The organism is Sphaerisporangium viridialbum (assembly GCF_049674955.1).
In the GTDB taxonomy this organism is placed as follows: Bacteria; Actinomycetota; Actinomycetes; order Streptosporangiales; family Streptosporangiaceae; genus Sphaerisporangium; species Sphaerisporangium viridialbum.
In genome coordinates this window covers 6,662,738-6,685,309 of sequence record NZ_CP187232.1, presented here as the reverse complement: position 1 = coordinate 6,685,309, position 22,572 = coordinate 6,662,738, and the positions used below count along the sequence as shown (strand labels likewise).

22 protein-coding genes are annotated in these 22,572 nt (G+C 72.0%); 13 read left to right on the top strand and 9 right to left on the bottom strand.

Going from position 1 to position 22,572, the window contains the following annotated elements:
* Positions 1 to 34: 34 nt before the first annotated feature.
* Positions 35 to 1,183 (bottom strand): NAD(P)H-dependent flavin oxidoreductase, encoded by a 1,149-nt coding sequence (locus ACOZ38_RS30330; protein WP_424534555.1) that lies wholly within the window; start codon positions 1,181 to 1,183, stop codon positions 35 to 37.
* Positions 1,184 to 1,315: 132 nt separating this feature from the next.
* Positions 1,316 to 1,993, bottom strand: coding sequence for an acyltransferase (locus ACOZ38_RS30325; protein WP_424534554.1), 678 nt, complete (start codon positions 1,991 to 1,993; stop codon positions 1,316 to 1,318).
* 182 nt (positions 1,994 to 2,175) lie between these two features.
* On the opposite strand from ACOZ38_RS30325, the gene ACOZ38_RS30320 reads away from it, so the two are divergent.
* From ACOZ38_RS30320 to der, 11 genes are all read left to right on the top strand, one after another.
* Positions 2,176 to 3,846 (top strand): CTP synthase, encoded by a 1,671-nt coding sequence (locus tag ACOZ38_RS30320; protein ID WP_424534553.1) that lies wholly within the window; start codon positions 2,176 to 2,178, stop codon positions 3,844 to 3,846.
* Positions 3,843 to 4,499: an NUDIX domain-containing protein gene (locus tag ACOZ38_RS30315; protein WP_424534552.1), complete on the top strand. Its 657-nt coding sequence runs from the start codon at positions 3,843 to 3,845 to the stop codon at positions 4,497 to 4,499. Before ACOZ38_RS30320 ends, ACOZ38_RS30315 begins: the two co-directional genes overlap by 4 nt.
* A 42-nt stretch (positions 4,500 to 4,541) precedes the next feature.
* Positions 4,542 to 5,447 carry a site-specific tyrosine recombinase XerD gene (locus ACOZ38_RS30310; protein WP_405151512.1) on the top strand — a complete coding sequence of 302 codons (906 nt, stop codon included), beginning with the start codon at positions 4,542 to 4,544 and terminating at the stop codon, positions 5,445 to 5,447.
* A gap of 91 nt (positions 5,448 to 5,538) precedes the next feature.
* Positions 5,539 to 6,465: a ParA family protein gene (locus ACOZ38_RS30305; protein WP_405151511.1), complete on the top strand. Its 927-nt coding sequence runs from the start codon at positions 5,539 to 5,541 to the stop codon at positions 6,463 to 6,465.
* 34 nt (positions 6,466 to 6,499) lie between these two features.
* Positions 6,500 to 7,402 (top strand): segregation and condensation protein A, encoded by a 903-nt coding sequence (locus tag ACOZ38_RS30300; protein WP_424534551.1) that lies wholly within the window; start codon positions 6,500 to 6,502, stop codon positions 7,400 to 7,402.
* Positions 7,392 to 7,997 carry an SMC-Scp complex subunit ScpB gene (gene scpB / locus ACOZ38_RS30295; protein ID WP_424534550.1) on the top strand — a complete coding sequence of 202 codons (606 nt, stop codon included), beginning with the start codon at positions 7,392 to 7,394 and terminating at the stop codon, positions 7,995 to 7,997. Before ACOZ38_RS30300 ends, scpB begins: the two co-directional genes overlap by 11 nt.
* Entirely contained in the window at positions 7,994 to 10,033 is a 2,040-nt protein-coding gene (locus ACOZ38_RS30290) for a pseudouridine synthase (protein ID WP_424534549.1), read from the top strand. Before scpB ends, ACOZ38_RS30290 begins: the two co-directional genes overlap by 4 nt.
* A gap of 52 nt (positions 10,034 to 10,085) precedes the next feature.
* On the top strand, positions 10,086 to 10,445 hold the full coding sequence (aroH, locus tag ACOZ38_RS30285; protein WP_405151505.1) for a chorismate mutase: 360 nt from the start codon (positions 10,086 to 10,088) through the stop codon (positions 10,443 to 10,445).
* Complete coding sequence (locus ACOZ38_RS30280) at positions 10,442 to 11,536, top strand: prephenate dehydrogenase (protein WP_424534548.1); 1,095 nt, start codon at positions 10,442 to 10,444, stop codon at positions 11,534 to 11,536. The genes aroH and ACOZ38_RS30280 overlap by 4 nt, the downstream gene beginning before the upstream one ends.
* Before the next feature lie 100 nt (positions 11,537 to 11,636).
* On the top strand, positions 11,637 to 12,272 hold the full coding sequence (gene cmk / locus ACOZ38_RS30275; RefSeq protein ID WP_405152085.1) for a (d)CMP kinase: 636 nt from the start codon (positions 11,637 to 11,639) through the stop codon (positions 12,270 to 12,272).
* Positions 12,273 to 12,330: 58 nt separating this feature from the next.
* Complete coding sequence (gene der, locus ACOZ38_RS30270; protein ID WP_405151503.1) at positions 12,331 to 13,782, top strand: ribosome biogenesis GTPase Der; 1,452 nt, start codon at positions 12,331 to 12,333, stop codon at positions 13,780 to 13,782.
* A 61-nt stretch (positions 13,783 to 13,843) separates the two neighbouring features.
* Here der and ACOZ38_RS30265 read toward each other — a convergent pair whose 3' ends face one another.
* The 6 genes from ACOZ38_RS30265 to ACOZ38_RS30240 form a co-directional block, all read right to left on the bottom strand.
* Positions 13,844 to 15,385 carry an MFS transporter gene (locus ACOZ38_RS30265; protein WP_424534547.1) on the bottom strand — a complete coding sequence of 514 codons (1,542 nt, stop codon included), beginning with the start codon at positions 15,383 to 15,385 and terminating at the stop codon, positions 13,844 to 13,846.
* A 32-nt stretch (positions 15,386 to 15,417) separates the two neighbouring features.
* Positions 15,418 to 16,149 (bottom strand): LppX_LprAFG lipoprotein, encoded by a 732-nt coding sequence (locus tag ACOZ38_RS30260; RefSeq protein ID WP_424534546.1) that lies wholly within the window; start codon positions 16,147 to 16,149, stop codon positions 15,418 to 15,420.
* Positions 16,150 to 16,303: 154 nt separating this feature from the next.
* Complete coding sequence (locus tag ACOZ38_RS30255; protein WP_424534545.1) at positions 16,304 to 16,642, bottom strand: TraR/DksA family transcriptional regulator; 339 nt, start codon at positions 16,640 to 16,642, stop codon at positions 16,304 to 16,306.
* A gap of 106 nt (positions 16,643 to 16,748) precedes the next feature.
* On the bottom strand, positions 16,749 to 17,669 hold the full coding sequence (locus tag ACOZ38_RS30250; RefSeq protein ID WP_424534544.1) for a rod shape-determining protein: 921 nt from the start codon (positions 17,667 to 17,669) through the stop codon (positions 16,749 to 16,751).
* Positions 17,666 to 18,121 carry a TraR/DksA family transcriptional regulator gene (locus tag ACOZ38_RS30245; protein ID WP_424534543.1) on the bottom strand — a complete coding sequence of 152 codons (456 nt, stop codon included), beginning with the start codon at positions 18,119 to 18,121 and terminating at the stop codon, positions 17,666 to 17,668. Before ACOZ38_RS30245 ends, ACOZ38_RS30250 begins: the two co-directional genes overlap by 4 nt.
* A gap of 504 nt (positions 18,122 to 18,625) precedes the next feature.
* Positions 18,626 to 18,997, bottom strand: coding sequence for a hypothetical protein (locus ACOZ38_RS30240; protein WP_424534542.1), 372 nt, complete (start codon positions 18,995 to 18,997; stop codon positions 18,626 to 18,628).
* Positions 18,998 to 19,158: 161 nt separating this feature from the next.
* On the opposite strand from ACOZ38_RS30240, the gene ACOZ38_RS30235 reads away from it, so the two are divergent.
* Both ACOZ38_RS30235 and secD read left to right on the top strand, forming a co-directional pair.
* Entirely contained in the window at positions 19,159 to 19,602 is a 444-nt protein-coding gene (locus ACOZ38_RS30235) for a hypothetical protein (RefSeq protein WP_424534541.1), read from the top strand.
* Between the two features lie 37 nt (positions 19,603 to 19,639).
* Positions 19,640 to 21,919: a protein translocase subunit SecD gene (gene secD / locus ACOZ38_RS30230; protein WP_424534540.1), complete on the top strand. Its 2,280-nt coding sequence runs from the start codon at positions 19,640 to 19,642 to the stop codon at positions 21,917 to 21,919.
* A 44-nt stretch (positions 21,920 to 21,963) separates the two neighbouring features.
* Here the strand turns inward: secD and ACOZ38_RS30225 are convergent, their stop codons facing one another.
* Positions 21,964 to 22,458: a MarR family winged helix-turn-helix transcriptional regulator gene (locus ACOZ38_RS30225; RefSeq protein WP_424534539.1), complete on the bottom strand. Its 495-nt coding sequence runs from the start codon at positions 22,456 to 22,458 to the stop codon at positions 21,964 to 21,966.
* Positions 22,459 to 22,572 lie beyond the last annotated feature (114 nt).

The following is a 22,572-nucleotide window of genomic DNA, read 5'->3' as shown; positions in this document are numbered from 1 at the left end:
CGAAGGAGCAGATGCCCTGCGTTCCCCGGACCAATCAGGATCGGGTGATCTCGCTCACGCGTTCGACCGCCGAGGTGAACTCCTCGATCATCTCGTACACGACCTGGCTGGCCGGCTTGACCTGGTTCAGCTGGCCGACCACCTGGCCGACGAAGTAGTTCGCCAGCTCGCGGGCGCCCGGCTCGCCGCTCTCCGCGGCCTTCCCGATGCGGGCGAGCGCGCCCTCGGCGAGCAGCATCTGCAGGGGCATCGGCAGCGCCCCGGGGCTCTCGGTGGCCTCGTCCCACTCGGTGGTCCAGGCCGACACGAGCTGCCTGGCCGGCTTGCCCGTACGCGACCGGGAGCGCACGGTGTCGAGCGAGGTGGCGTCGAGCATCTTGCGCTTGACCACCGGGGGCGTCTCGGCCTCCTCGGTGGTGAGCCAGACCGAGCCGCACCACACGCCCTCGGCGCCGAGCGCCATGGCGGCGGCCATCTGCCGCCCGCTCGCGATGCCGCCGGCCGCGAGCACCGGCAGGGGCGCTACTGCGTCGACGACCTGGGGGACCAGCACCATCGTGGACACCTCGCCGGTGTGGCCGCCGGCCTCGGTGCCCTGGGCGACGATCAGGTCGGCCCCGGCGGCCACCTGCCGCCGGGCGTGCTCGACCGTGCCGACCAGCGCGGCCACCGGGACGCCCGCGGCCCGCGCCCTGTCGACCATGACGGGCGGCGGCGTGCCGAGCGCGCCGGCGATCAGGCCGATGGGATGCCGCAGGGCGACGTCGATGAGCCCCGTGGCGCCCGAGTGCGTGACCCTGCGCCCGATCTCGTCGGCCATCGGCGCGGGCGGCCCGGCCTGCCCCGCCTTGAACGTCTTGTCCGAGCTCACCCCGTACTTGGAGAACAGGTGGGCGACGAAGTCGCGGTGGACCTCGGGGATGAAGTCCAGGAGGCGGGCGCCGGGCTCGGAGACCGACCGGTCGATCTTCCCGGGGACCAGCACGTCCACCCCGTACGGCCTGCCGCGCACCTGCCTGTCGAGCCAGGACAGCTCGCGGTCGAGCTGCTCGGGGGAGTAGGCGACGGCGCCGAGCACGCCGAACCCGCCCGCGTTGGTGACCGCCGCGACCACGTCGCTGCAGCGGCTGAACGCGAACAGAGGGAACTCGACCCCGAACCTCTCACAGATCGCCGTCCGCATGCCGTGACCGTAGCCCGCGGGGCGCGGCGCGGTCCAGATCACCGGCGGCGGCTGTCCCGCCCCGGACAGCGAGGCTCGAACGCGGTCGGGCTCGAAGGCGGTCGGGTTGCAAGGGGATCCGGCGCAGGACGGTCAGGCTCCGGGCACGAGCGCTCCAAGCGGGCTCGGCTCCCCGTGCGGCTCCTCGCTCGGCTCTCCGTCCGAAACCGGAACGTGCCAGCCCTCCTCCGGCGAGTACCGGCGGACGACCTTCGCGGGGACGCCGGCGATGACGCAGTGGTCGGGGAACTCGCCGCGAACGACGGCGCCGCCCGCGACGACCGACTGCCTGCCGATGCGCGTGCCGGGCAGGATGATCGCGCCGGCGCCGAGCCAGGAGCCCGCGCCGATGGCCACCGGGTTGTTGCGCGGCCACTGGCGGCCGATGGGCATCTCGGGGTCGTCGTACACGTGGTTCTGGTCGGTGATGTAGACGTAGGGGCCCGTGAAGACGTCGTCGCCGATGTCGATGGACTGGTGGCCCACGATGTGGCTGCCCCTGCCGATCGAGCAGCCCCCGCCGATGCGGACGATGGAGTCCGGGCCGAGGTCGACGCCCGGTCCCATCCCCGCCGAGATGGAGACGCGCTCGCCGACCAGCGTGTGGTCGCCGATCTCGATCCACGCCTCTCCGAAGATCGCCCCCTGGGGGAAGGACAGGCATGTACCCTCGCCGAGGTGGCGGAACCGGTACCCGGCCGGGGTCTTGGGGGTGACCGCGCCGGTCGCGCGGATCGCGGCCCAGAAACGGTGGATAAGACCGCCCAACATCCGGCGTAGTGCATCACGGGGTGACATAACCGGAAAAGTTACTCCGTGGTTAGGATGCTGGGAACGGACGCCCGGGGGATGTTCGGGCACTTCGCAAGCGTCCTTTGATATTCTGAGAGCCCGTGGACACGCGGTCGCCCGTCGGGACGGCCACGATCACAACGGACCACGGGAGACCCTCCTTGCGCAGCGCCGCAAACACCAAGCATCTGTTCGTCACCGGAGGCGTTGCCTCCAGTCTCGGCAAAGGGCTCACAGCCTCAAGCCTGGGGCGCCTTCTGAAGCTTCGCGGCCTGCGGGTCACCATGCAGAAGCTGGACCCCTACCTCAACGTCGACCCCGGGACGATGAACCCGTTCCAGCACGGTGAGGTCTTCGTCACAGACGACGGAGCCGAGACCGACCTCGACGTCGGCCACTACGAGCGATTCCTCGACACCGAGCTGCACGGCTCCGCCAACGTCACCACCGGCCAGGTCTACTCGAACGTCATCGCCAAGGAGCGGCGCGGCGAGTACCTCGGCGACACCGTGCAGGTGATCCCCCACATCACCAACGAGATCAAGGACCGCATCCGCGGCATGGCCGGTCCCGAGGTGGACGTGGTCATCACCGAGGTCGGCGGCACCGTGGGCGACATCGAGTCGCTTCCGTTCCTGGAGGCGGTACGCCAGGTCCGTCACGAGGTCGGCCGCGACAACGTCTTCTTCCTGCACGTCTCGCTCCTGCCGTACATCGGCCCGAGCGGCGAGCTGAAGACCAAGCCCACCCAGCACTCGGTCGCCGCCCTGCGCAGCATCGGCATCCAGCCGGACGCCATCGTCTGCCGCTCGGACCGGCCCATCACCACCTCGCTGAAGCGCAAGATCAGCCTGATGTGCGACGTCGACGAGGACGCCGTCGTCTCGGCGATGGACGCCCCCAGCATCTACGACATCCCCAAGGTGCTGCACTCCGAGGGCCTGGACGCCTACGTCATAAGGCGCCTCGGCCTGCCCTTCCGCGACGTCGACTGGCACGAGTGGGACCAGCTCCTGCGCCGGGTGCACCGCCCGGCCAAGGAGGTCACGATCGCGCTGGTCGGCAAGTACATCGACCTGCCCGACGCCTACCTCTCCGTCACCGAGGCGCTGCGCGCGGGCGGCTTCGCCTGCGACGCCCGCGTCAACATCCGCTGGGTCAAGAGCGACGACTGCGAGACCGTCGAGGGCGCCGCGCGCGAGCTCGACGGCGTGGACGGCGTGCTCATCCCCGGCGGGTTCGGGGTACGGGGCATCGACGGCAAGGTCGGCGCGATCCGGCACGCACGCGAGCGGCAGATCCCACTGCTCGGCATCTGCCTCGGCATGCAGTGCATGGTCATCGACGCCGCCCGCAACCTCGCCGGCATCGAGCAGGCCAACAGCACCGAGTTCGACCCCGACACGGTCGACCCGGTGATCTCCACCATGGCCGACCAGGAGGACGTCGTGGCGGGCGAGCGCGACATGGGCGGCACCATGCGGCTCGGCCTCTACCCGGCCAGGCTGGCCGAGGGCTCGATCGTCCGGCGGCTGTACGGCTCCGGGAGCGCCGACGAGCGCCACCGCCACCGCTACGAGGTCGGCAACGCCTACCGCGAGCGGCTGGAGGAGGTCGGCATGGTCTTCTCCGGCCTGTCGCCCGACGGCCGCCTGGTCGAGTACGCCGAGCTGGACCCCGAGGTCCACCCGTTCTTCGTGGGCACCCAGGCGCACCCGGAGTTCCGCTCCCGTCCCACCCGGGCGCACCCGCTGTTCAGTGGCCTCATCGAGGCCGCGCTGACGTACGCCGACGTGCGCGAGAGCGTGACCAAGGCCGGGAGGGGCGCGTGAGCGCCTCGGGCCAGGGTCCCGCCGCCAGGGGGCTGACGGCGGAGGACGTCCGCGACGTGCCGGACTCCTGGGAGGTGCTCGACTCCAAGGAGCGGTTCAGGGGCCACGTGATCTCGGTGCGCACCGAGACCGTGCGCATGCCGGGGGACGAGGTCGCCGACCGCGACTACGTCGTCCATCCCGGCGCCGTCGCCGTGGTGGCGCTGGACGAGGACGACCGGGTGCTGCTGCTGCGCCAGTACCGGCACCCGGTGCGCAGGCTGCTCTGGGAGCTGCCTGCGGGCATCCGCGACATCCCGGGCGAGCCGCTGGTCGAATGCGCCGCGCGCGAGCTGGCCGAGGAGGCGGGCTACCGGGCGGCGACCTGGCACACCCTGGTCGACGTCTACAGCTCGCCCGGCATGACCGGCGAGCGCATCCGCGTCTTCCTCGCCCGCGACCTCTCGGAGATCCCCGAAGAGGAGAACGGGTTCGTGCGGCGGCACGAGGAGTTCGACATGCCGGTTGTGTGGATACCCCTGGCAGAAGGGGTGAACAGGGTGCTGGCGGGAATGATCCACAATTCACCGGCCGTCGCGGGTATTCTCGCCGCGTACGCCGCTTTGTCGGACGGTTTCGCCGCCCTGCGTCCCGCCGACGCCGAGGAGGCCTGACAGGAGGTCCCCGTCCTGAGCCCCTACGCCGACAACGAGGCCGTGCTCGCCGGATACCTCGCCCACCTGTCGGTGGAGCGGGGGCTGGCGGCCAACACGCTCGCCTCCTACCGGCGTGACCTCAGCCGCTACCTCCGCCACCTGCGCTCGCGCGGGTGCGTGACCCTCTCCGACGTGGCGGAGGCCGACGTCCTGGCGTTCCTCACCGCCCTGCGTGAGGGCGACGAGCATCACCCCGCCCTGGTGGCCAGCTCGGCCGCCAGGGCCGTCTCGGCAGTGCGCGGCCTCCACCGGTTCGCGGTACGCGAGGGGGTCTCGGCGCACGATCCCGCCCACGAGGTGCACCCGCCCAGCAGGCTGCGCCACCCGCCCAAGGCCATCGGGGTGGCCGAGGTGGAGCGGCTCATCGCCGCCGCCGGCCCGGAGGACGCGCCGCTCACCCACCGCAACCGGGCCCTGCTGGAGGTGCTCTACGGCACCGGCGCGCGCATCTCCGAGGCCGTCGGGCTCACCGTGGAGGACGTCGAGGCCGAGAACGTGCGGCTGCGCGGCAAGGGCGGGCGCACGCGGGTCGTCCCCCTCGGGAGGTTCGCCCGCGAGGCCCTCGGGGCGTACCTGGCGTGCGCGCGCCCGCTCATCTCCGCGCACGGGCGCGGCACCGCGGCCCTGTTCCTGAACGCCCGTGGCGGGCGCCTCACCCGCCAGGGGGCCTGGGAGGTGCTCCAGTCGGCCGCTGAACGGGCGGGCCTGGCCGGGGTTTCCCCGCATATGTTGCGCCATTCGTTCGCAACTCACCTCCTCGACGGAGGAGCTGACGTTAGGGTTGTCCAGGAACTGCTCGGCCATGCCTCGGTGGCGACCACCCAGGTCTACACGCTGGTCGGCGTCGACAGGCTCCGTGAGGCGTACGCGGCGGCCCATTCCCGGGCTCGGCATCCAACTTCATAGCTCTAGGGCGCGTCGCCTTGCCGCATACGTGCCGACCCCATAGTGTCCGTCCGGACGGTCCGGTTCGGGGCCGTCAGGGAGGTTCAAGCTGGTGACTGCGACCACAGACGCTTCTATCCGGGAGGTCCCCGGTGCGCCCGACGCATCCTGGGGCGAAACCAGGAACGAGGGCATTCTGGGTCCAACCGGGCGTCCGCGCCCTGTCTTCCCCGACCCGGTAGCCCCCACCACGCACGGTCCCGCGCGGGTCGTGGCGATGGTCAACCAAAAGGGCGGCGTCGGCAAGACCACCACGACGATCAACCTCGGGGCCTCGCTCGCCGAGTGCGGCCAGCGGGTGCTGCTGGTCGACTTCGACCCGCAGGGCGCCCTTTCGGTGGGCCTGGGCATCGACCCCCGCCCGCTGGAGTCGACCGTCTACGACCTGATCATGGAAGAGCCGGACGTCACCGCCGAGGACGTGCTGCTCAGCACCAGCGTCGAGGGCATGGATCTGCTGCCCAGCAACATATTCCTGTCCGGCGCGGAGATCAGGCTCGTCAACGAGGTCGCCAGGGAGTACGCCCTGGGCCGGTCGCTGGAGCCGCTGCTTCCCCACTACGACATCTGCCTCATCGACTGCCAGCCGTCCCTCGGCCTGCTGGCGGTCAACGCCCTGACCTGCGCCCACAGCGTGATGGTGCCCCTCGAGTGCGAGTTCTTCGCGCTGCGCGGCGTCGCCCTGCTGATGGAGTCGATCACCAAGGTCCAGGAGCGGCTCAACAAGAACCTCGAGATCGACGGCATCCTGGCCACCATGTACGACCCGCGCACGCTCCACGCGCGGGAGGTCCTCGCCACGATCATGCAGGGCTTCGGCGACAAGGTCTTCCACACGGTGATCAACCGCACCGTCCGGTTCCCCGACGCAACGCTGGCCGGCGAGCCGATCACCCAGTTCGACCCGGCGTCCATGGGCGCCACCGCCTACCGCGAGCTGGCCCGCGAGGTCCTCGCCCGGTGGTCGCAGGACGACTGAGCGCCACCGCGCCGACGTGCGCGACAATGGGGCGGTGACCGATCAGTCCGCCACCGGCCAGGCGCGGCCCGAGGCCTTCCAGGTGCACCTGGAGGTCTTCGAGGGGCCGTTCGACCTGTTGCTCGGGCTGATCTCCAAGCACAAGCTCGACATCACCGAGGTGTCGCTGCACCAGGTGACCGACGAGTTCATCGCCCACATCCGCTCGATGGGCCCCGAGTGGGATCTCGACCTGGCGAGCCACTTCCTGCTCGTCGCGGCCACGCTGCTCGACCTGAAGGCCGCGAGGCTCCTGCCCACCGGCGAGGTGGAGGACGAGGAGGACCTTGCCCTGCTGGAGGCCCGTGACCTGCTGTTCGCCCGCCTCCTGCAGTACCGCGCCTACAAGGAGGTGGCGAAGGTCTTCGCGGGCCGCATGGCCGAGGAGGCGCTGCGCTTCCCTCGCGTGGTGCCGATGGAGCCGCGGTTCGCCGGCCTGCTGCCCGAGCTGGTGCTCGGCATCGGCCCTGATCGCCTGGCCCGCATCGCCGCCCGGGTCTTCACGCCGAAGCTCCCGCCGTCGGTCTCCACCGCCCACATCTATCAGCCGGTCGCCAACGTCCGCGAGCAAGCGGCTATCCTGGTTGCACGGCTCCGGCGCATGCGCACGGCCACGTTCCGGGCCCTGACCGCCGACTGCGCGGGCACCTTCGAGGTCATCGCACGCTTCCTCGCGGTCCTGGAGCTCTTCCGGGAGGCCGCGGTCTCCTTCGAGCAGATCGAGCCGCTCGGGGATCTGCACGTGACCTGGACCGGTGCCGACGACGGAGACATCGCGGTGGCCGACGACTACGAAGAGGGCTCCCTGGGCGACGACGTCCCGGAGGGCCATGAGAGCCGGCCGGGCCCACCGGGCACCGGCAGCCGAGAGAGCGAAGATGCAGCCGATGAGTCCTGAGGGCAGCGAGGACACCGGGGACCCCGAGGTCGCCGGCGAGACCGCCGAGGCCGAGCCGAGCCTGCGGGCGGCTCTTGAGGCGATCCTGCTCGTGGTCGACGAGCCGGTCGCCGAGGTCACCCTGGCCCAGGTGCTCGAGCGCCCCTCGCGAGAGATCGCCGAGGCGCTGACGGCGCTGTCGGCGGAATACACCGCCGCGGGGCGGGGTTTCGATCTCCGGGAGGTCGCCGGAGGCTGGCGTCTGTACACGCGGGCCGAGTGCGCCGCCCTGGTCGAGCGGTTCGTCCGTGACGGGCAGCAGACCAGGCTGACGCAGGCCGCCCTCGAGACCCTCGCGGTCGTGGCCTACCGCCAGCCGGTGAGCAGGGCCAGGGTCGCCGCCGTCCGGGGCGTCAACAGCGACGGCGTCATGCGCACGCTGACGGCGCGCGGGCTGGTCGAGGAGGCCGGCACCGACCCCGAGAGCCAGGCGATGCTCTACCGCACGAGTTCGTACTTCCTGGAGAGGCTGGGGCTGCGGAGTCTCGAAGAGCTCCCCGCGCTCGCCCCGTTCCTCCCCGACGACGTGGAAAACCTAGAGGAGCAACCGAAGTGAACAACAGGCGTGGTACCCCGTCCGGTGATGGACGCGGTCGAGGACGCGGCGGCGCCGCAGGCGGTGCCTCAGGCGCGAGGGGAGGTGCCGGGTCCCGAGGTGGCTCCGGCGGCTTCCGTGGCGGTGGCGGCCCGCGAGGAGGCGCTCAGGGCGGCTCCTGGGGCGCGTCCCGCGGCGGGAGCGACCGCCGCGACGCCTTCCGCTCCGACGAGCGTTCCGGCGCGTCCGATCGCGGAGCCTACGACCGCGGCTCCGCCTCCTCTTCCCAGAGTTCGAGGGGACGTTACGGCAGGCCCGGCGGCGACGACCGCCGAGGCTCCTTCCGCGACGACCGCGCGGGCTCTCCCGGCGGCGACCGCGGCGGTTCGTACGGCGACCGTCCGTCCGGCGACCGTCCGTCCCGCAGTGGTTCGTACGGTGACCGTCCGTCCCGCGGTGGTTCGTATGGTGACCGTCCGTCCCGTGGCGGTTCGTCCGGTGACCGGGCGGGCTCGTCCCGTGGCGGTTCGTACGGCGACCGAGGGGGCTCGTTCCGCGCGGGCCCGTCCGGCGGCGACCGCCCCACCTTCTCCCGCGACGACGACAGGGGTTCCTTCCGCGCGGGCCGGGGCGGCTCACGCGAGCGGTACTCCGCTCCCGGCGGCGACGAGCGCCGAGGCTCCTTCCGCGACGACCGCGCGGGCTCTCCCGGCGGCGACCGCCGTGAGTCCTTCCGCGACGACCGCGGCGGGTCCTTCCGCGACCGGGCGGGTTCTTCCCGTGGTGACCGTGGCGACCGTGGTGACCGTGGCGGCTTCTCCGGCGGCGACCGCCCCACCTTCTCCCGCGACGACGACAGAGGCGCCTTCCGCGCCGGCCGGGGCGGCTCCCGCGAGCGGTACGGCAGGGACGAGACCGGCCGCGACCGTCCGGTCCGCGAGGAGGGCCGCTACTCGGGCGACTCCAGGAGCGGCTCCCGTGGCGGCTACGACCGGGGTGACCGGCGCGACGAGGTGCAGACCATCGGGCGCACGGAGAGTCCCTCCCGCGGCAGGTACGGCCGTCCGGAGCCGGGCGCCGGTGGCAGGCCGGGCCGTACGGGCGGCCAGGCGGGCCGTTCGGGTGGCCAGGAGGGTCGCGGCGGGGCCGCGGCCGGCCGGGGCAAGGCGACGCGCGGGGGAGCCCCCGCGGCCCGCGGTGGGGGCTTCGCGGGGCGCGGCCAGGCGGCCCGTCCCGAGCGCCCGGCGGCCTTCAAGACCTCCCGGCAGCCGCTGCGCGACCCCGACTTCTTCCCCTCCGACTACGCCGACGAGCGCGACACCACCGAGGTGCCGGACGGCATCCGCCTGCAGAAGGTCCTCGCCCAGGCGGGCGTGGCGGCCCGCCGCACGTGCGAGGAGATGATCGGCGAGGGCCGCGTCACCGTGGACGGCCAGGTCGTGCGCAGGTTCGGCGCCCGGGTCGACCCCGCCAAGCAGGTGATCCACGTCGACGGCAAGCGCATCCCGACCGCGCCCGACCTCGTCTACTTCGCGATCAACAAGCCGATCGGCGTCGTCAGCACGATGTCCGACCCCGAGGGGCGCCCCGCCCTGTCCGACTACGTGGCCGACCGCACCGAGCGGCTCTTCCACGTCGGGCGTCTCGACACCGAGACCGAGGGCCTGATCATCCTGACCAACGACGGCGAGCTGGCCCACCGGCTCACCCACCCCAGCTTCGGCGTGCAGAAGAAGTACTGGGCCAAGGTGCCCGGGCCGATCCCGCGCGACCTGGCCCGCCGCCTGAAGAGCGGCGTCGAGCTGGAGGACGGCGTCGTCAAGGCCGACGACTTCAAGATCGTCCAGGAGCACGGCCAGCAGGCGCTGGTCGAGATCGTGCTCCACGAGGGCCGCAAGCACGTCGTCCGGCGGATGCTGGAGCAGGAAGGCCACTCCGTGATCGACCTGGCCCGCATCGAGTTCGGGCCGGTCAAGCTGGGACGGCTCAAGCCGGGCACGGTGCGGTCGCTCACGCTCAAGGAGGTTGGCGACCTTTACGCCGTCGTGGGAATGTAATCTGTCCGAAAAGCCAGGCTTGCGTGGGGCGGCTGGGTCAGAAGGGGATGACATGGTGCGGGCAATCCGGGGTGCCACCCAAATCGACTCCAATGATCGTGAGGCGATCCTCGTCGCGGTGACCGAGCTGGTCAGCGAGGTCATGGAGCGCAACCGCCTGACCACCGACGAGGTGATCAGCGTGATCTTCACGGCCACGCCCGACCTCACCGCGGAGTTCCCCGCGCTCGCCGCCCGCAAGCTCGGCTTCCACGACGTGCCGCTGATCTGCGCGAGCGAGATCGACGTGCCGGGCGCGCTGCCGCGCGTGGTGCGCCTGATGGCCCACGTGGAGACCGACCGGCCCCGCCACGAGATCCAGCACGTCTATCTCCGCGGGGCCGTCGCCCTGAGAGTGGACATCGCCCAGTGAGCGACCACGCGACCGGTGTCCGGAGCGTCCTGGTCGTCGGCACCGGCCTGATCGGCACCTCCGTCGCCCTCGCCCTGCGGGAGCACGGGGTGACGGTCAAGCTCGCCGACCAGGACTCCCGGGCCGTCCTGCTCGCGCGTGAGCTCGGGGCGGGCGAGGAGTGGGCGCCCGGGGCCGAGCGGGTCGACCTGGCCGTGATCGCCGTGCCGCCCCAGTTCGTGGCACAGTGGCTGTTCGACCTGCAGAAGACCGAGGCCGCCCGGTTCTACACCGACGTGGCCAGCGTCAAGGCGCTGCCCATCACGCAGGCGGCCCATCTCGGCTGCGACATGAGCACCTACATCGCGGGGCACCCGCTGGCCGGCCGCGAGCGGTCAGGTCCCGCGGCGGCGCGCGCCGACGTGTTCCTCGGCCGCCCCTGGGCGTACTGCCCGGGTCCCGAGACCTCGGCGGAGGCCGTCGAGGCCGTCCTGTCCCTGATCGGGCTGTGCGGGGGCAACGCCGTCGAGGTCGACCCGGTCGCGCACGACGAGGCGGTCGCCCTGGTCTCGCACGCCCCGCACGTCGCGGCGTCGGCCGTGGCCGCCCGCCTGGCCGACGCCTCCGAGACCGCGCTCGGCCTCGCCGGGCCGGGGGTGCGCGACGTCACCCGCGTCGCCGGGGGAGACCCCGGCCTGTGGACCGTCATCCTGTCGGGCAACGCCCGCCCGGTCGCCGAGATCCTCGAGGCCGTCGCCACCGATCTGTCGGCCGCGGCGGCGGCCCTGCGAGCCGTGTCCGTCGACGACGGCGCGGCCATCGGCAGGGTCACCGAGCTCCTCAAGCGGGGCAACGCCGGTCAGAGCCGCATACCCGGCAAGCACGGCGGCCCCCCGAGGTCGTACGCCGTGGTCCAGGTGCTCGTCGGCGACCGTCCCGGCGAACTGGCCCGCCTCTTCCAGGCGGCGAAGGACGCCGGGGTCAACATCGAGGACGTCCGCCTGGAGCACACTCCCGGCCTGCTCCTGGGCGCCGCCGACCTGTCCGTCCAGCCCGAGTCGGCCGAGGTTCTCGCCGAGGCCCTCCGCGCGCACGGATGGCACGTCCCGTAGGGGCGACGATGCCCGGGTGGTGGACGTTTCCCGGTAACCTCTTTGCGGACAACTCAATCGGGACGCAGAGGGAGATGCCGTGACCGCACTGGTCGTCGCCATGGACGGCCCTTCGGGGTCGGGCAAGTCGAGCGCCTCGCGCGGAGTGGCGCGCGCGCTCGGGTTCCGCTATCTCGACACCGGGGCGATGTACCGCGCGATCACGTGGTGGATGCTCGAGCACGGCGTCGAGGTGACCGACCCTGCGGCGGTCGCCGCCAGGGCCGCCGAGCCCGTGCTCGTGATCGGCACCGACCCCGAGGCGCCCGGCGTCACCGTCGACGGCGTCGACGTGGCGGTCCAGATCCGCACCCACGAGGTCACCTCCGCGGTCAGCGCGGTCAGCGCGGTCCCCGAGGTCCGCGGCCGCCTGGTCGCCGAGCAGCGCGCCATCATCGGCGAGGGCGATATCGTTGTCGAGGGCCGGGACATCGGCACGGTCGTGGCCCCCGGAGCGCCGGTCAAGGTCTACCTCACCGCGAGCCCCGAGGCCCGCGCCCGTCGCCGCACCGCCGAGCTGAGTGGCACGACGGTTGAGGCGCAGCAGGCCGAGATGGCCCGCCGTGACACCCTGGACTCGACGCGTAAGGCCGATCCTCTGGTGATGGCGGCCGACGCGGTCGAGCTCGACACCACGGAGCTCAACCTCGAAGAGGTCGTCTCCGAGGTCCTGAGACTTGTGAAAGAGCGCACCTGACCGGTGACGCCGCGAGGCGGGCGTAAGACGCCCCGCCCCGTCGAGCCGCTGGAGATGAGTGAGCACAAATGGAAACGGACGTGACGTGACGGGGGAGTACGGCGACGAGGGCGGCTGGATCGAGGCCCATATCGCGGAATTCGAGGACGACGGCGTTCCGACCGAGGAGGAGCCGGATTCCGGTCCCCTCCCGGTGGTGGCCGTGGTCGGGCGTCCCAACGTGGGCAAGTCCACGCTGGTCAACCGCATCATCGGCCGCCGCGAGGCGGTGGTGGAGGATGTCCCGGGCGTAACCCGCGACCGCGTGACCTACGAGGGCACGTGGCGAGGCCGCAGGTTCACCCTGGTCGACACCGGCGGGTGGGATCCCGACGCCACCGGCATGGCGCTGCGCATCGCCGAGCAGGCGCAGATCGCGGTCGAGCTGGCCGACGTGATCCTTTTCGTCGTGGACGCGACGGTCGGGGTCACCGACGCCGACGAGACGGTGGCCGCGGTGCTCCGGCGCTCGGGCAAGCCCCTCGTGCTGGCCGCCAACAAGGTCGACGACCAGCGCATGGAGCTGGAGGCCACCTCGCTGTGGTCGCTCGGGCTCGGCGAGCCGCAGCCGGTCTCGGCCCTGCACGGCCGTTCCAGTGGCGACCTGCTCGACATCCTGCTGAACGCCATGCCGGAAGCGCCGCCGCAGCGCTTCGGCGCCGAGCGCGGTCCCCGCCGCATCGCCCTGGTCGGCAAGCCCAACGTCGGCAAGTCCTCCCTGCTCAACAAGCTGGCGGGCGAGGAGCGCGTGCTGGTCGACCCGATGGCCGGCACCACCCGTGACCCCGTCGACGAGCTGATCCAGCTCGGTGGCAAGCCCTGGCGCTTCGTCGACACCGCGGGCATCAGGCGCCGCGAGCGAGAGCTGCAGGGTGCCGACTTCTACGCGGGCATGCGCACCAAGGCCGCCCTGGAGCGGTCCGAGGTCGCCGTGGTGCTCATCGACGCCTCCGACGTGCTCACCGAGCAGGATCTGCGCATCATCAGCATGGTGATCGAGTCGGGCCGTGCGATGGTGGTCGCGTTCAACAAGTGGGACCTCGTCGACGAGGACCGGCGCTACTACCTGGAGAGGGAGATCGACCGCCAGCTCGTCCGCGTCCCGTGGGCCCTGCGCGTCAACATCTCCGCCAAGACCGGGCGCCACGTCGAGCGGCTCGTCCCGGCGATCGAGCGCGCCCTGGACTCCTGGAGCACCCGCGTGTCCACGGGCCGGTTGAACACCTTCCTGGCGGAGCTCGTGGCGGCCACGCCCCCGCCCGTCCGCAGCGGCAAGCAGCCGAAGATCCTCTTCGCCACCCAGGCGTCGATCGAGCCGCCGAAGTTCGTGCTGTTCACCTCGGGCTTCCTGGAGGAGACCTACCGCCGCTTCATCGAGCGCCGCCTCCGCGAGGAGTTCGGCTTCGCCGGCTCTCCGGTCGAGGTGACCATGCGCATCCGCGAGAAGCGCGGCGCCCCGAAGAAGAAGTAACCCCTTGCGCTGACGGGACCCCATGGCCTTCGTGGGGTCCCGTCGCCGTTCTCGCCCGGGACTACGCCGAGCGGCGGGGCAGGGCGAGGGCCACGATCGCGCCGATGCCGCAGAGGACCGCCGTCAGCAGGAAGATCTCGGTGTACTCCGTGTGCAGGGCCTCGCTGACCTTGGCGGTGTACGCCGCGAGGCGCCGGGCGTACTCCGCGGGCTCGACGCCGAACGGCAGCGGGGTGTCCAGGTGCGCGGTCAGCGACTGGAACCGGTGGAAGCCCCAGGCGGAGAGCGCCGCGACGCCGAGCAGCATGCCCATCATGCGGGCCACCACGACCGAGGCCGAGGCCACCCCGTGCCGTCCCGCGGGCGTCACCCGGAGCACCGCCGAGGAGATCGGCGCGATCACCGCGCCGAGCCCGAGACCCGCGATGACGAGGTCGACGTCCACCCGGGGGAGCCCGAGGGGATACTCAGCGGCGGCCAGGCCGACGGGCCACCGGGAGATCAGCGCGTAACCGGCGCAGGCCACCGCCAGCCCCGCCACGGCGACGACGCGCTCGCCGTACCGGCGGGCCAGCACGCCCCCGGCGAAGGCCGCGACGGCCAGCGCCACCAGGAACCTCGACAGCACCAGCGCCCCGCCCACGGTGTCCTCGCCGAGCAGCGTCTGCGCCGTGAGCTGCACGTCCACCAGCGTGACCAGCAGCGCGGCGCCGGTGAGGAAGCTCGCGGCGAGCGAGGCGAAGAACGGGCCCTTCAGCACCCCCGACATGTCCACGAGCCTGGTCTCCGAGCGGAGCTCCCACCCGACGAACAGGACCGCGGCGACCACCCCGGCGGCGATGGCAGGCACGCCCCACGAGGGCAGCACCGCCTTGTCAGGCTCGGGGTTGTAGAGCCCGGCGACGAGCAGGCCCAGCGCCAGCGCGAGCAGCAGGCCGCCCACGACGTCGATGCGCGCCCGAGGCCCGCTCATGGGCCGCGGCCGGGGCACCGTGCGGTGTACGGCGATCGCCGCGAGGAGCGCGAGGGGGAGGTTCACCCAGAAGATCCCGCGCCATCCGACCAGGGCCGCCAGCCCGGCGCCGTACAGCGGGCCGAGAACGCTTCCCAGCTCCTGCGCGGCGCCCACCGCTCCGAGGGCCACCGGGCGGGCGTGCTCGTCCCACAGGTCGCCGACCAGGGCCATCGTGATCGGCAGCAGCGCTCCGCCGGCGATCCCCTGGAGCGTACGGCCGGCCGTCAGCATCGGGATCGACCCCGCGAGCGCCGTCACCGCGGAGCCCGCCGCGAACCCGGCCAGGCAGGCGTGGATCAGCGGTCGGCGCCCGTACCGGTCGGAGAGCTGCCCGAGCAGGGGCATCGCCGCGATGTATCCGAGCAGGAACCCCGTGACGACCGGCGTGGCACGTTCGAGGTGGTTGAGCGGCACCCCCACGTCCTTGGCGATGTCGATCAGGACGGTGACGACGACGTAGGCGTCCAGCGCGGCCAGCAGCACCGCGGTGCCCCCGACCCCCAGCGCCACGCGACGGGTGCCGCCCGGCCCGGGCACGGGCGTCTCCGCGGAGGCGGCGCCGGCGACGGGATTGGAGGGGCTGGTCACAGGGTCACCTCACCGGCTCGTTGATCACAGGGCTACTTCGGCGGGGCGGTGATCGTGACGGGGGCGTCGTAGTCACTGAAGGTGACGACGACCGTGCCCGCGTTGGCGCCGCCGCCTATGGGCAGGCCGGCCTTGAGCAGGCGGTTCGTGGCCTTGTCGATCCACACCTGCCCGTTCACCCCCTGGTTCACGCCGGGCACCAGCGCGGTGATGACCTGCTGCGACAGGGCCACCGCGACGCGGTAAGCGTCCACGCCGCCGACCTGCTCCTCGGCCTCGGTCCTCGGGTCGGACGCGGTGGCGAGCAGATGCGCCACCCCCTTGTCGGGGTTGAGGATGGCCGACGGGTCGTAGATGCCGGCCAGCTCCTTGCGGGTCATCGTCTGATATCCGCCGGTGGGGCCCTTGAAGTACACGGTGTCGCCCGTCAGGACGAAGTTGAGCTCCTGGAGGTTGCCGAGCACGTCGATCTGGAGCGTGCCCTTGGCGTCGCCTTCCTTGGTCAGCGAGCCCTCGGCGTGCTTGACCGGGACGGGAGGCTTGCCCTCGGTCGCGATCGTGAAGGCGACGGTCCTGACCGACCGCATCGCCTCCGAGGACTTCTTCACGAGCTCCTGCCCGCTGGGCAAGGCGGCGGCACTCGGGGACGAGGTGCACGCGGCGACCAGGCACAACGAGGCAAGGAGCAGCGCCAGGATCCGCGGCGCACGAGCACCGGGCACGCGGAGACCGGGCGACCAATAGATGAGCGACCTTTTCGACACAGCCCGGATGCTAGCGATCGCCGGCCGTACGACAGCACTTTTCGCGGGTATCGGTTTGGGGTCGCCCCTGGCTGGTCCGCCCGCTGTGGTGCGGCGGGCGGGTGAGCCAGGGGCATTTGGGGGATGCTTCGGCCGGAGTTCGAGTCCGAGGCGGTCAGCGGGACTCGTGCCGCAGCTGGCAGGCCATGCAGTAGCGGCTGAGCGGCCTGATCTTCAACCGGTCGAACGGGATGCCCGAGCCGCAGCCGGCGCACCGGCCGTAGGTTCCGTCGTCCACCCTGCCGAGGCCGCGCCGGATCTCCGCGATGACGCGGCCGGTGGCGGCGATGTCGGCGAGCACCTCCTGCCGCGCGTCCTGCACGTCGCCGTTTTCGATCGAGGACTTCAGATCGCTCAGCTGGGTGGTCCGCCACGCCAGCTGCGTCTCCATCTCCTCCCTCAGGACACGCGTCTGCACTGCACTGAGCCGGGTCATCTCCCCGTTGGTCGTCATGGTTCCGGACCCCTTTCGAGAAGGTCGTATTGCTTAGGGAAGCCTTCATGCGCGTATTCGCCCGTGGCGGGCGAGCACCCGCGGACGAGCACCATTCCTGAGGTCCTCATCGCATCTGCCCGGCGATCAACGCGGAGATGGATGGCAGGCACAGGCGGGCCAGTCCTCTGACGGTCGCGTGAGCGGGCTCGGGCGCCGTGCTGACGGCGATGCGAAGCTCCGCACAGAGATGACTGGCCAGCTTCGGCCGGTTCGCCCCGCCGCCCGTGAGGAGGAGGCCTCCCTCCCTCGCGCTTCGCCTCAGATGCGGTGGAAGCCGCGCGAGAAGCTCGGCGACCATCGCCGTGACCCGTTCACGGACGTGCGCCGGTTCGTCGCCGTCCTCCTGTTGGCCGTGCTGCGCCGATCCGTCGTGGTGTGCCGGCCCGTCGTGGTGCGCCGGTTCGTCGTGGTGCGCTGGCCCGGCACCGTGCGCCGGGTCGTCGGGCTCGGGGACGGCGGTGGTCTGCACGGCCCCGGCGTCGGAGATCTCGCCCTGCCGGATGAGGACCGCCTCGATGATTCCCGCGCCGACGTCGAGCAGCAGCCGGGGGCGCGGGTCGGTGACGTCGAGCCCGCAACCGACGGCGGCGGCGAGAGGTTCCTCGACGATCAGGACCGGGCATCCCGCCGCCGTGCTCACGGCCGTACGCGCGACCATGCGATCGAGCGCCGAGGCCGTCACAGGAACCCCGAGCACGACGCGCTCCAGCGGCCAGGCGTCGTAGGGCGCCCTGGTGCTCAGCACCCTGCGGGCCAATCGCGAGCACGCCGCCCCGTCCTTGACCATTCCGTGCCTGACCGGCCACAGCATGTCCGCGAGCAGCGAGACCGCGCCGTCGGGGTTCTCTCTGGCCATGCCGCCCAGTACGGCAGACGGCTGGTCCACGATCACGGCGTCGCCGGACAACAGGGTCCGGGTGCGGGAGGTGCCCAGGTCGAGAGCGGCGTGACGACCGGTGCTCGCGTGACCGCCGGCGGCCCTCATGCCGTCGACCGAGCGTGTTCGGCCTCGCCGCAGGCGGCGCACCTCTGCTGGTGCGGAGCGCGCAGCAACTCCTTCAGCGGAATGAACGCTCCACACTGCTTGCAGGTGCCATAGAGCCCGCGGTCCATCCGCTCGATGGCGGACTCGATCTCGATGACGTGCAGACGCACCTGCCGGAGGGGCCCGCCCACACCGCTACCGGAGCCGCCATGATCGCCCGGCGCCGTCCCGGAGCCGCTGGAGTAGCTCAGGGCGTTTCCGGCGCCGTCGGGTGTGCCTTCGGAGCCCGGCGCGGCGGCTCCGTCGTGCCCGGCCTCCTGCTCGGTGAGCCGTCGCAGCTCGGCTCTGGCCACGACGAGCCGTTCCTCCAGCAGCAGGCGGAGCTCCTCCAGCCGCGTGACGTGCCGCTGGTAATCCTCCATGAGGCTGTGCACGGACTTGATCTCGGCCATGACGGCATGACTCCTCACTTGACGGATGGGCGGCGCCCGCCCGCCCGGGGCCTGAGGCGGCCCCCGGGCGCGGCACGGCGCGAGTCGGGGTACGGAGGGGTACGGACCTCGCGTGATACGCGGGCCCGGTCGGACGTTGAAGGAGCCGGATGCCGCGCAGGTCCCACCGGCCCCGAGGATCGCGCGGTGGGCGGATCCCGGTTCAGGTGAGCGCGGCTGACAGTTCGGACGCGTCGGTTGAGATCAGCGGACCTGACTGTTCAGATGCGTTCGGAAACGTGTTGGTTCAGACCAGCGGACCTGTGGTTCACGGTGAGCCGGAATCCGGGACCTGGCGGCTCAGGGTTGGATGCGGCCTTCCTGGCCCGCCGCCCCCCGGGCGCGGGCGGAAGAGGCCGCGAGCACAGGGCGTGGCGGACGACACGCGTGTGGATCGGGCTACGCGGTCGGGTGACCAGGTACGCCGTGCGCATCGCGGCACGTCAGCGGGAGAACCGGCTCCGGCTAGGCCTGGGGCGGGCTGCGGGAGCCCGCGGTGCGATGAGCGGTCTGCTGGGGACTGCGGATCGCATCGGGATCGGGCCACGTGGAGACGAGGACCGTCGCCGGCGCGGCCATCTCGGGCGCCGGTGAGTGGCGAAGCCAGTGGGCCGGCGGGTGCTCCTGGCCGGGAGAGGACATCGGCGGCGTGGTCGACGTCTCCACGATCCAGCCCGTGGGCGCCCACACGTCGGTGGCCACGCCGGAAGACTGCTCACCAGGGCCGTTCTCGTACCAGGCCGGGGTGAGGGCGACCAGTGTCAGGGCGAGCAGCAGCAGGCCCACCACCGATGTGAAGGCGGTGGACCCGTGCGCGCTTCGCCCCCAGGTCGCCATGCTGCCGACCATAGCCCAGCCCGGCGAAAAGAGCACATGTCCGTGCCGTGGTGCCGCGGCGGGGCCGGGATGCGGGGGCGGCGCGTCTCGGGGATCACACGGCCGGCGCGGGCCATGGCCGTACCGGGTACGGTGAAGCCCAACCCGGGAGAGGAGGGGTCGTGCGAACCAGATCGCCTGCCGCGTTGCTCCTCCTGCTGTTCTCGATCTTCCTGGTCGTCGGCGGGACCCCGGCGGCCACCCTCGCGGCTCCCGCGCATCACCCTGTCGCCGCTTCCGCGAACCCCCAGGCCGGCGTCCCCGCACACCTCACCGTTCCCGCGCGTTCCTCGGGCGTGGTTTCCGGGGGCGCGACGCGGCCGGCGATCTCGAAGATTCGTCAGGTCCCTGAGGACGAGCGGGTCCTTTCCGTCGGCACCGGGCCCGGGTTCCGGCTGGGAGCCGGTGGCCAGGCCCCGCACGGGGGTCTGGCCGCGGTCCCCGCCGCCTCGCCGTACCACGGGCGACCTCACGCGGCGACGGCCGCGGTGGCTCGCCTTGAAGCGCCCGCGCAGCCGAGCCTCACGGTGTGCCCGGCCCGGGCGCCACCCTCCACAGCGCTCTGACACATCCCCCATTTCGACAAGCCTGTGGAGGCTTCCCATGTCACGTGCGCCCAAGTGGCGTGCGGTGATGGCGCTCGCCGTCATCGCGATATCGCTGCTGCCGCTCCTGACCATGGCCCCGCGCCTCGGTCTGGACCTGCGCGGCGGTACCCAGCTCGTCTTCGAGACGAAGGACTCCCCGACGGTCAAGGCGGACGCCGCCGCCGCGGACCGTGCCGTCGATGTGCTCCGGCGCCGGGCGGACGCGCTCGGCGTCGTCGACCCCACCCTGGTGCGGTCCGGAGAGAAGAGGATCATCGCCGAGCTGCCCGGCGTGCTCGACCCCCGCCAGGCCGCCGAGGTGATCGGCAAGACCGCGCAGCTCATGTTCCACCCGGTGCTCGGCGTGGCCGAGGCCGGCGATCCCACCGCCGAGCCAGACGGTGCCGAGGCGGGGGATTCCGTTGTCAAGGCGGATGAGGCCGGGCAGCGGCTCAGGCTCGGTCCGCCCGCCGTCAGCGGCGATGGCGTGCAGGACGCGGCCGCGCGTAGCGACCCGCAGCAGGGGCTGGGCTGGTTCGTCACCGTCGAGTTCCGTGACGCCGGTTCCTGGCAGCGGCTGACGGGGGCGGCGGCCTGCGAGCCGGTCGGCGACCCCAGGCGCCGGGTCGCGATCGTGCTGGACGACAAGATCATTTCCTCGCCCCAGGTGGACCCGTCCGTACCCTGCCGAACGGGCATCCCAGGCGGTTCCACCCAGATCACCGGCTCCTTCACGCACGAGGAGGCACGGGATCTGGCCGTGCTCATCAAGGGCGGCGCGCTGCCCGTACCGCTGGAACTCGTCGAGCAGCGCACGGTCGGCCCGACGCTCGGCGCCGAGGCGATCGAGGCCAGCGCCAAGGCCGGGATCGTCGGCGTGGCACTCACCGCCCTGTTCATCGTGGTGGTCTACCGGCTGGTGGGCCTGCTCGCCGCGATCGCCCTGGGCGCGTACGGCCTCATCTCGTACGCCGCGCTGGTGGCGCTCGGTGCCACCCTGACGCTGCCCGGCCTGGCGGGGTTCGTCCTCGCCATCGGCATGGCCGTGGACGCCAACGTGCTGGTGTTCGAGCGGGCCAGGGAGGAGTACGCCCAGGCGCCGGGGCGGGGCCTGAGGTACGCCCTCGACCGCGGTTTCAAGAACGCCTGGAGCGCGATCGCCGACTCCAACATCACCACCCTGCTGGCCGCCGGCCTGCTGATCTGGCTGGCCTCGGGACCGGTCAAGGGCTTCGGCGTGACGCTGGCCATCGGCGTGCTCGCCTCGCTGATCTCGGCGATGCTCATCACACGGGCCCTCACCCAGATGGTCATCGGCAGGATCGGCCCCCGCCTCTCCGGCCTCGGCTCGACGGGGCGGCTCAGGCCCTGGCTGGCCAGGCGGAAGCCGGATCTGATGGCGGGCGGGCGGCTCTCGCTGGCCGTGGCGGGCGTGGTGCTCGTGGCGGCGTCCGCCGGGCTGGTGGCCCGGGGGCTGAACTTCGGCGTCGAGTTCACCGGCGGGCGGATCGTGGAGTACGCCACGACCGGGCAGGTCAGCCCGGACGTCGCCAGGCAGGCGGTGCGGGACGCGGGGTTCCCGTCGGCGGTCGTGCAGACGTCCGGCGACGCGATCTCCGTACGCACCGGGCAGATCGGCACCGAGGACGTGGCCCGCATCGAGAGCGCGATCGAGGCGAAGGCCGGAGAGGTGACCAAGCGGCGTGACGAGCTGATCGGCCCGAGCCTCGGCGAGGAGCTGCGGCGAAACGCGCTCATCGCCCTCGGCGTGGCGCTGGTGGCCCAGTTGCTGTACCTGGCGGTGCGGTTCAGGTGGACGTTCGGGGCGGCGGCCGTGCTGGCGCTCGTCGTGGACGGGGCCGTCGTCCTCGGCGTGTTCGCCTGGCTGGGCAAGCCGGTCGACGGCGTCTTCCTGGCCGCGATGCTCACCATCATCGGCTACTCGGTGAACGACAAGGTCGTCGTCTTCGACCGGGTACGCGAACTGTGGGCGGGGCGGCGCGCGGCGCGGTTCGCCGGCGTGATGAACGACGCGATCCTGCAGACCGTGCCGCGCACGGTGAACACCGGCATCGGGGCGCTGTTCATCCTCATGGCGCTGGCGGTGTTCGGCGGGGACTCGCTGAGGGACTTCGCGATCGCGCTGCTCATCGGCATCGTTACCGGCACGCTGTCCTCCGCGTTCGTGGCGGGGCCGGCCGCGATCGAGCTGGAGAGGTTCAGCGACCGACCGCCTCCCCGGCCCGCCGAGCGGCGCGCGCCCCAGCGCCGTGAAGGATCGGGCGCCGTGGTGTGAGCACGGCCGTCCGTCCCCGCCGGAGCCACCGGCGGGGACGGACGCTAGGCGCGCTCCTCGGCCCGCAGCCGCAGCAGGTGCGACACGACGGGGGCGTAGGCGGCTTCCAGGGCCTCGATCAGCTCAGGGGCCAGGCGGTCGATGAAGTGGTAGCGGACGTTGGCGACGTGCATGGGCGCGACCCGCTGGATGGTGTCCCAGCCGTGCTCGGTCAGCACCGCGAACGTGCCCCGCCGATCGTCCGGGCAGCTCTCGCGGCGGACCAGGGAAGCGGCCTCCATGCGGGCGATCTGGTGGGACAGGCGGCTCCTGGACTGGATCGTCGCCTCGGCCAGGTCGCTCATGCGCATGCGGTGACCGGGGTTCTCGGAGAGGTTCACGAGGATCTCGTAGTCGTTCACCGACAGCCCGAACTCCTGGAGCTCGCGGTCGAGCCGGTGTTCGAGGAGCTTGTGCGCGGACAGATGGGCACGCCAGGCTCGTTGCTCGCCGCCGCTCAGCCAGTTGGGGTCGAGGTCTTCGGATTCCGCCGTGCTCATGGTGGTGAATCTATCTCTCTCAGCCGCGAACCAGGCGCACGAGCCTGGCCGAATGCGGTTATTGCTGTGATCTGTCCAAGGATCAAACTTTCCCGGCCACAACCGATAGTAAGC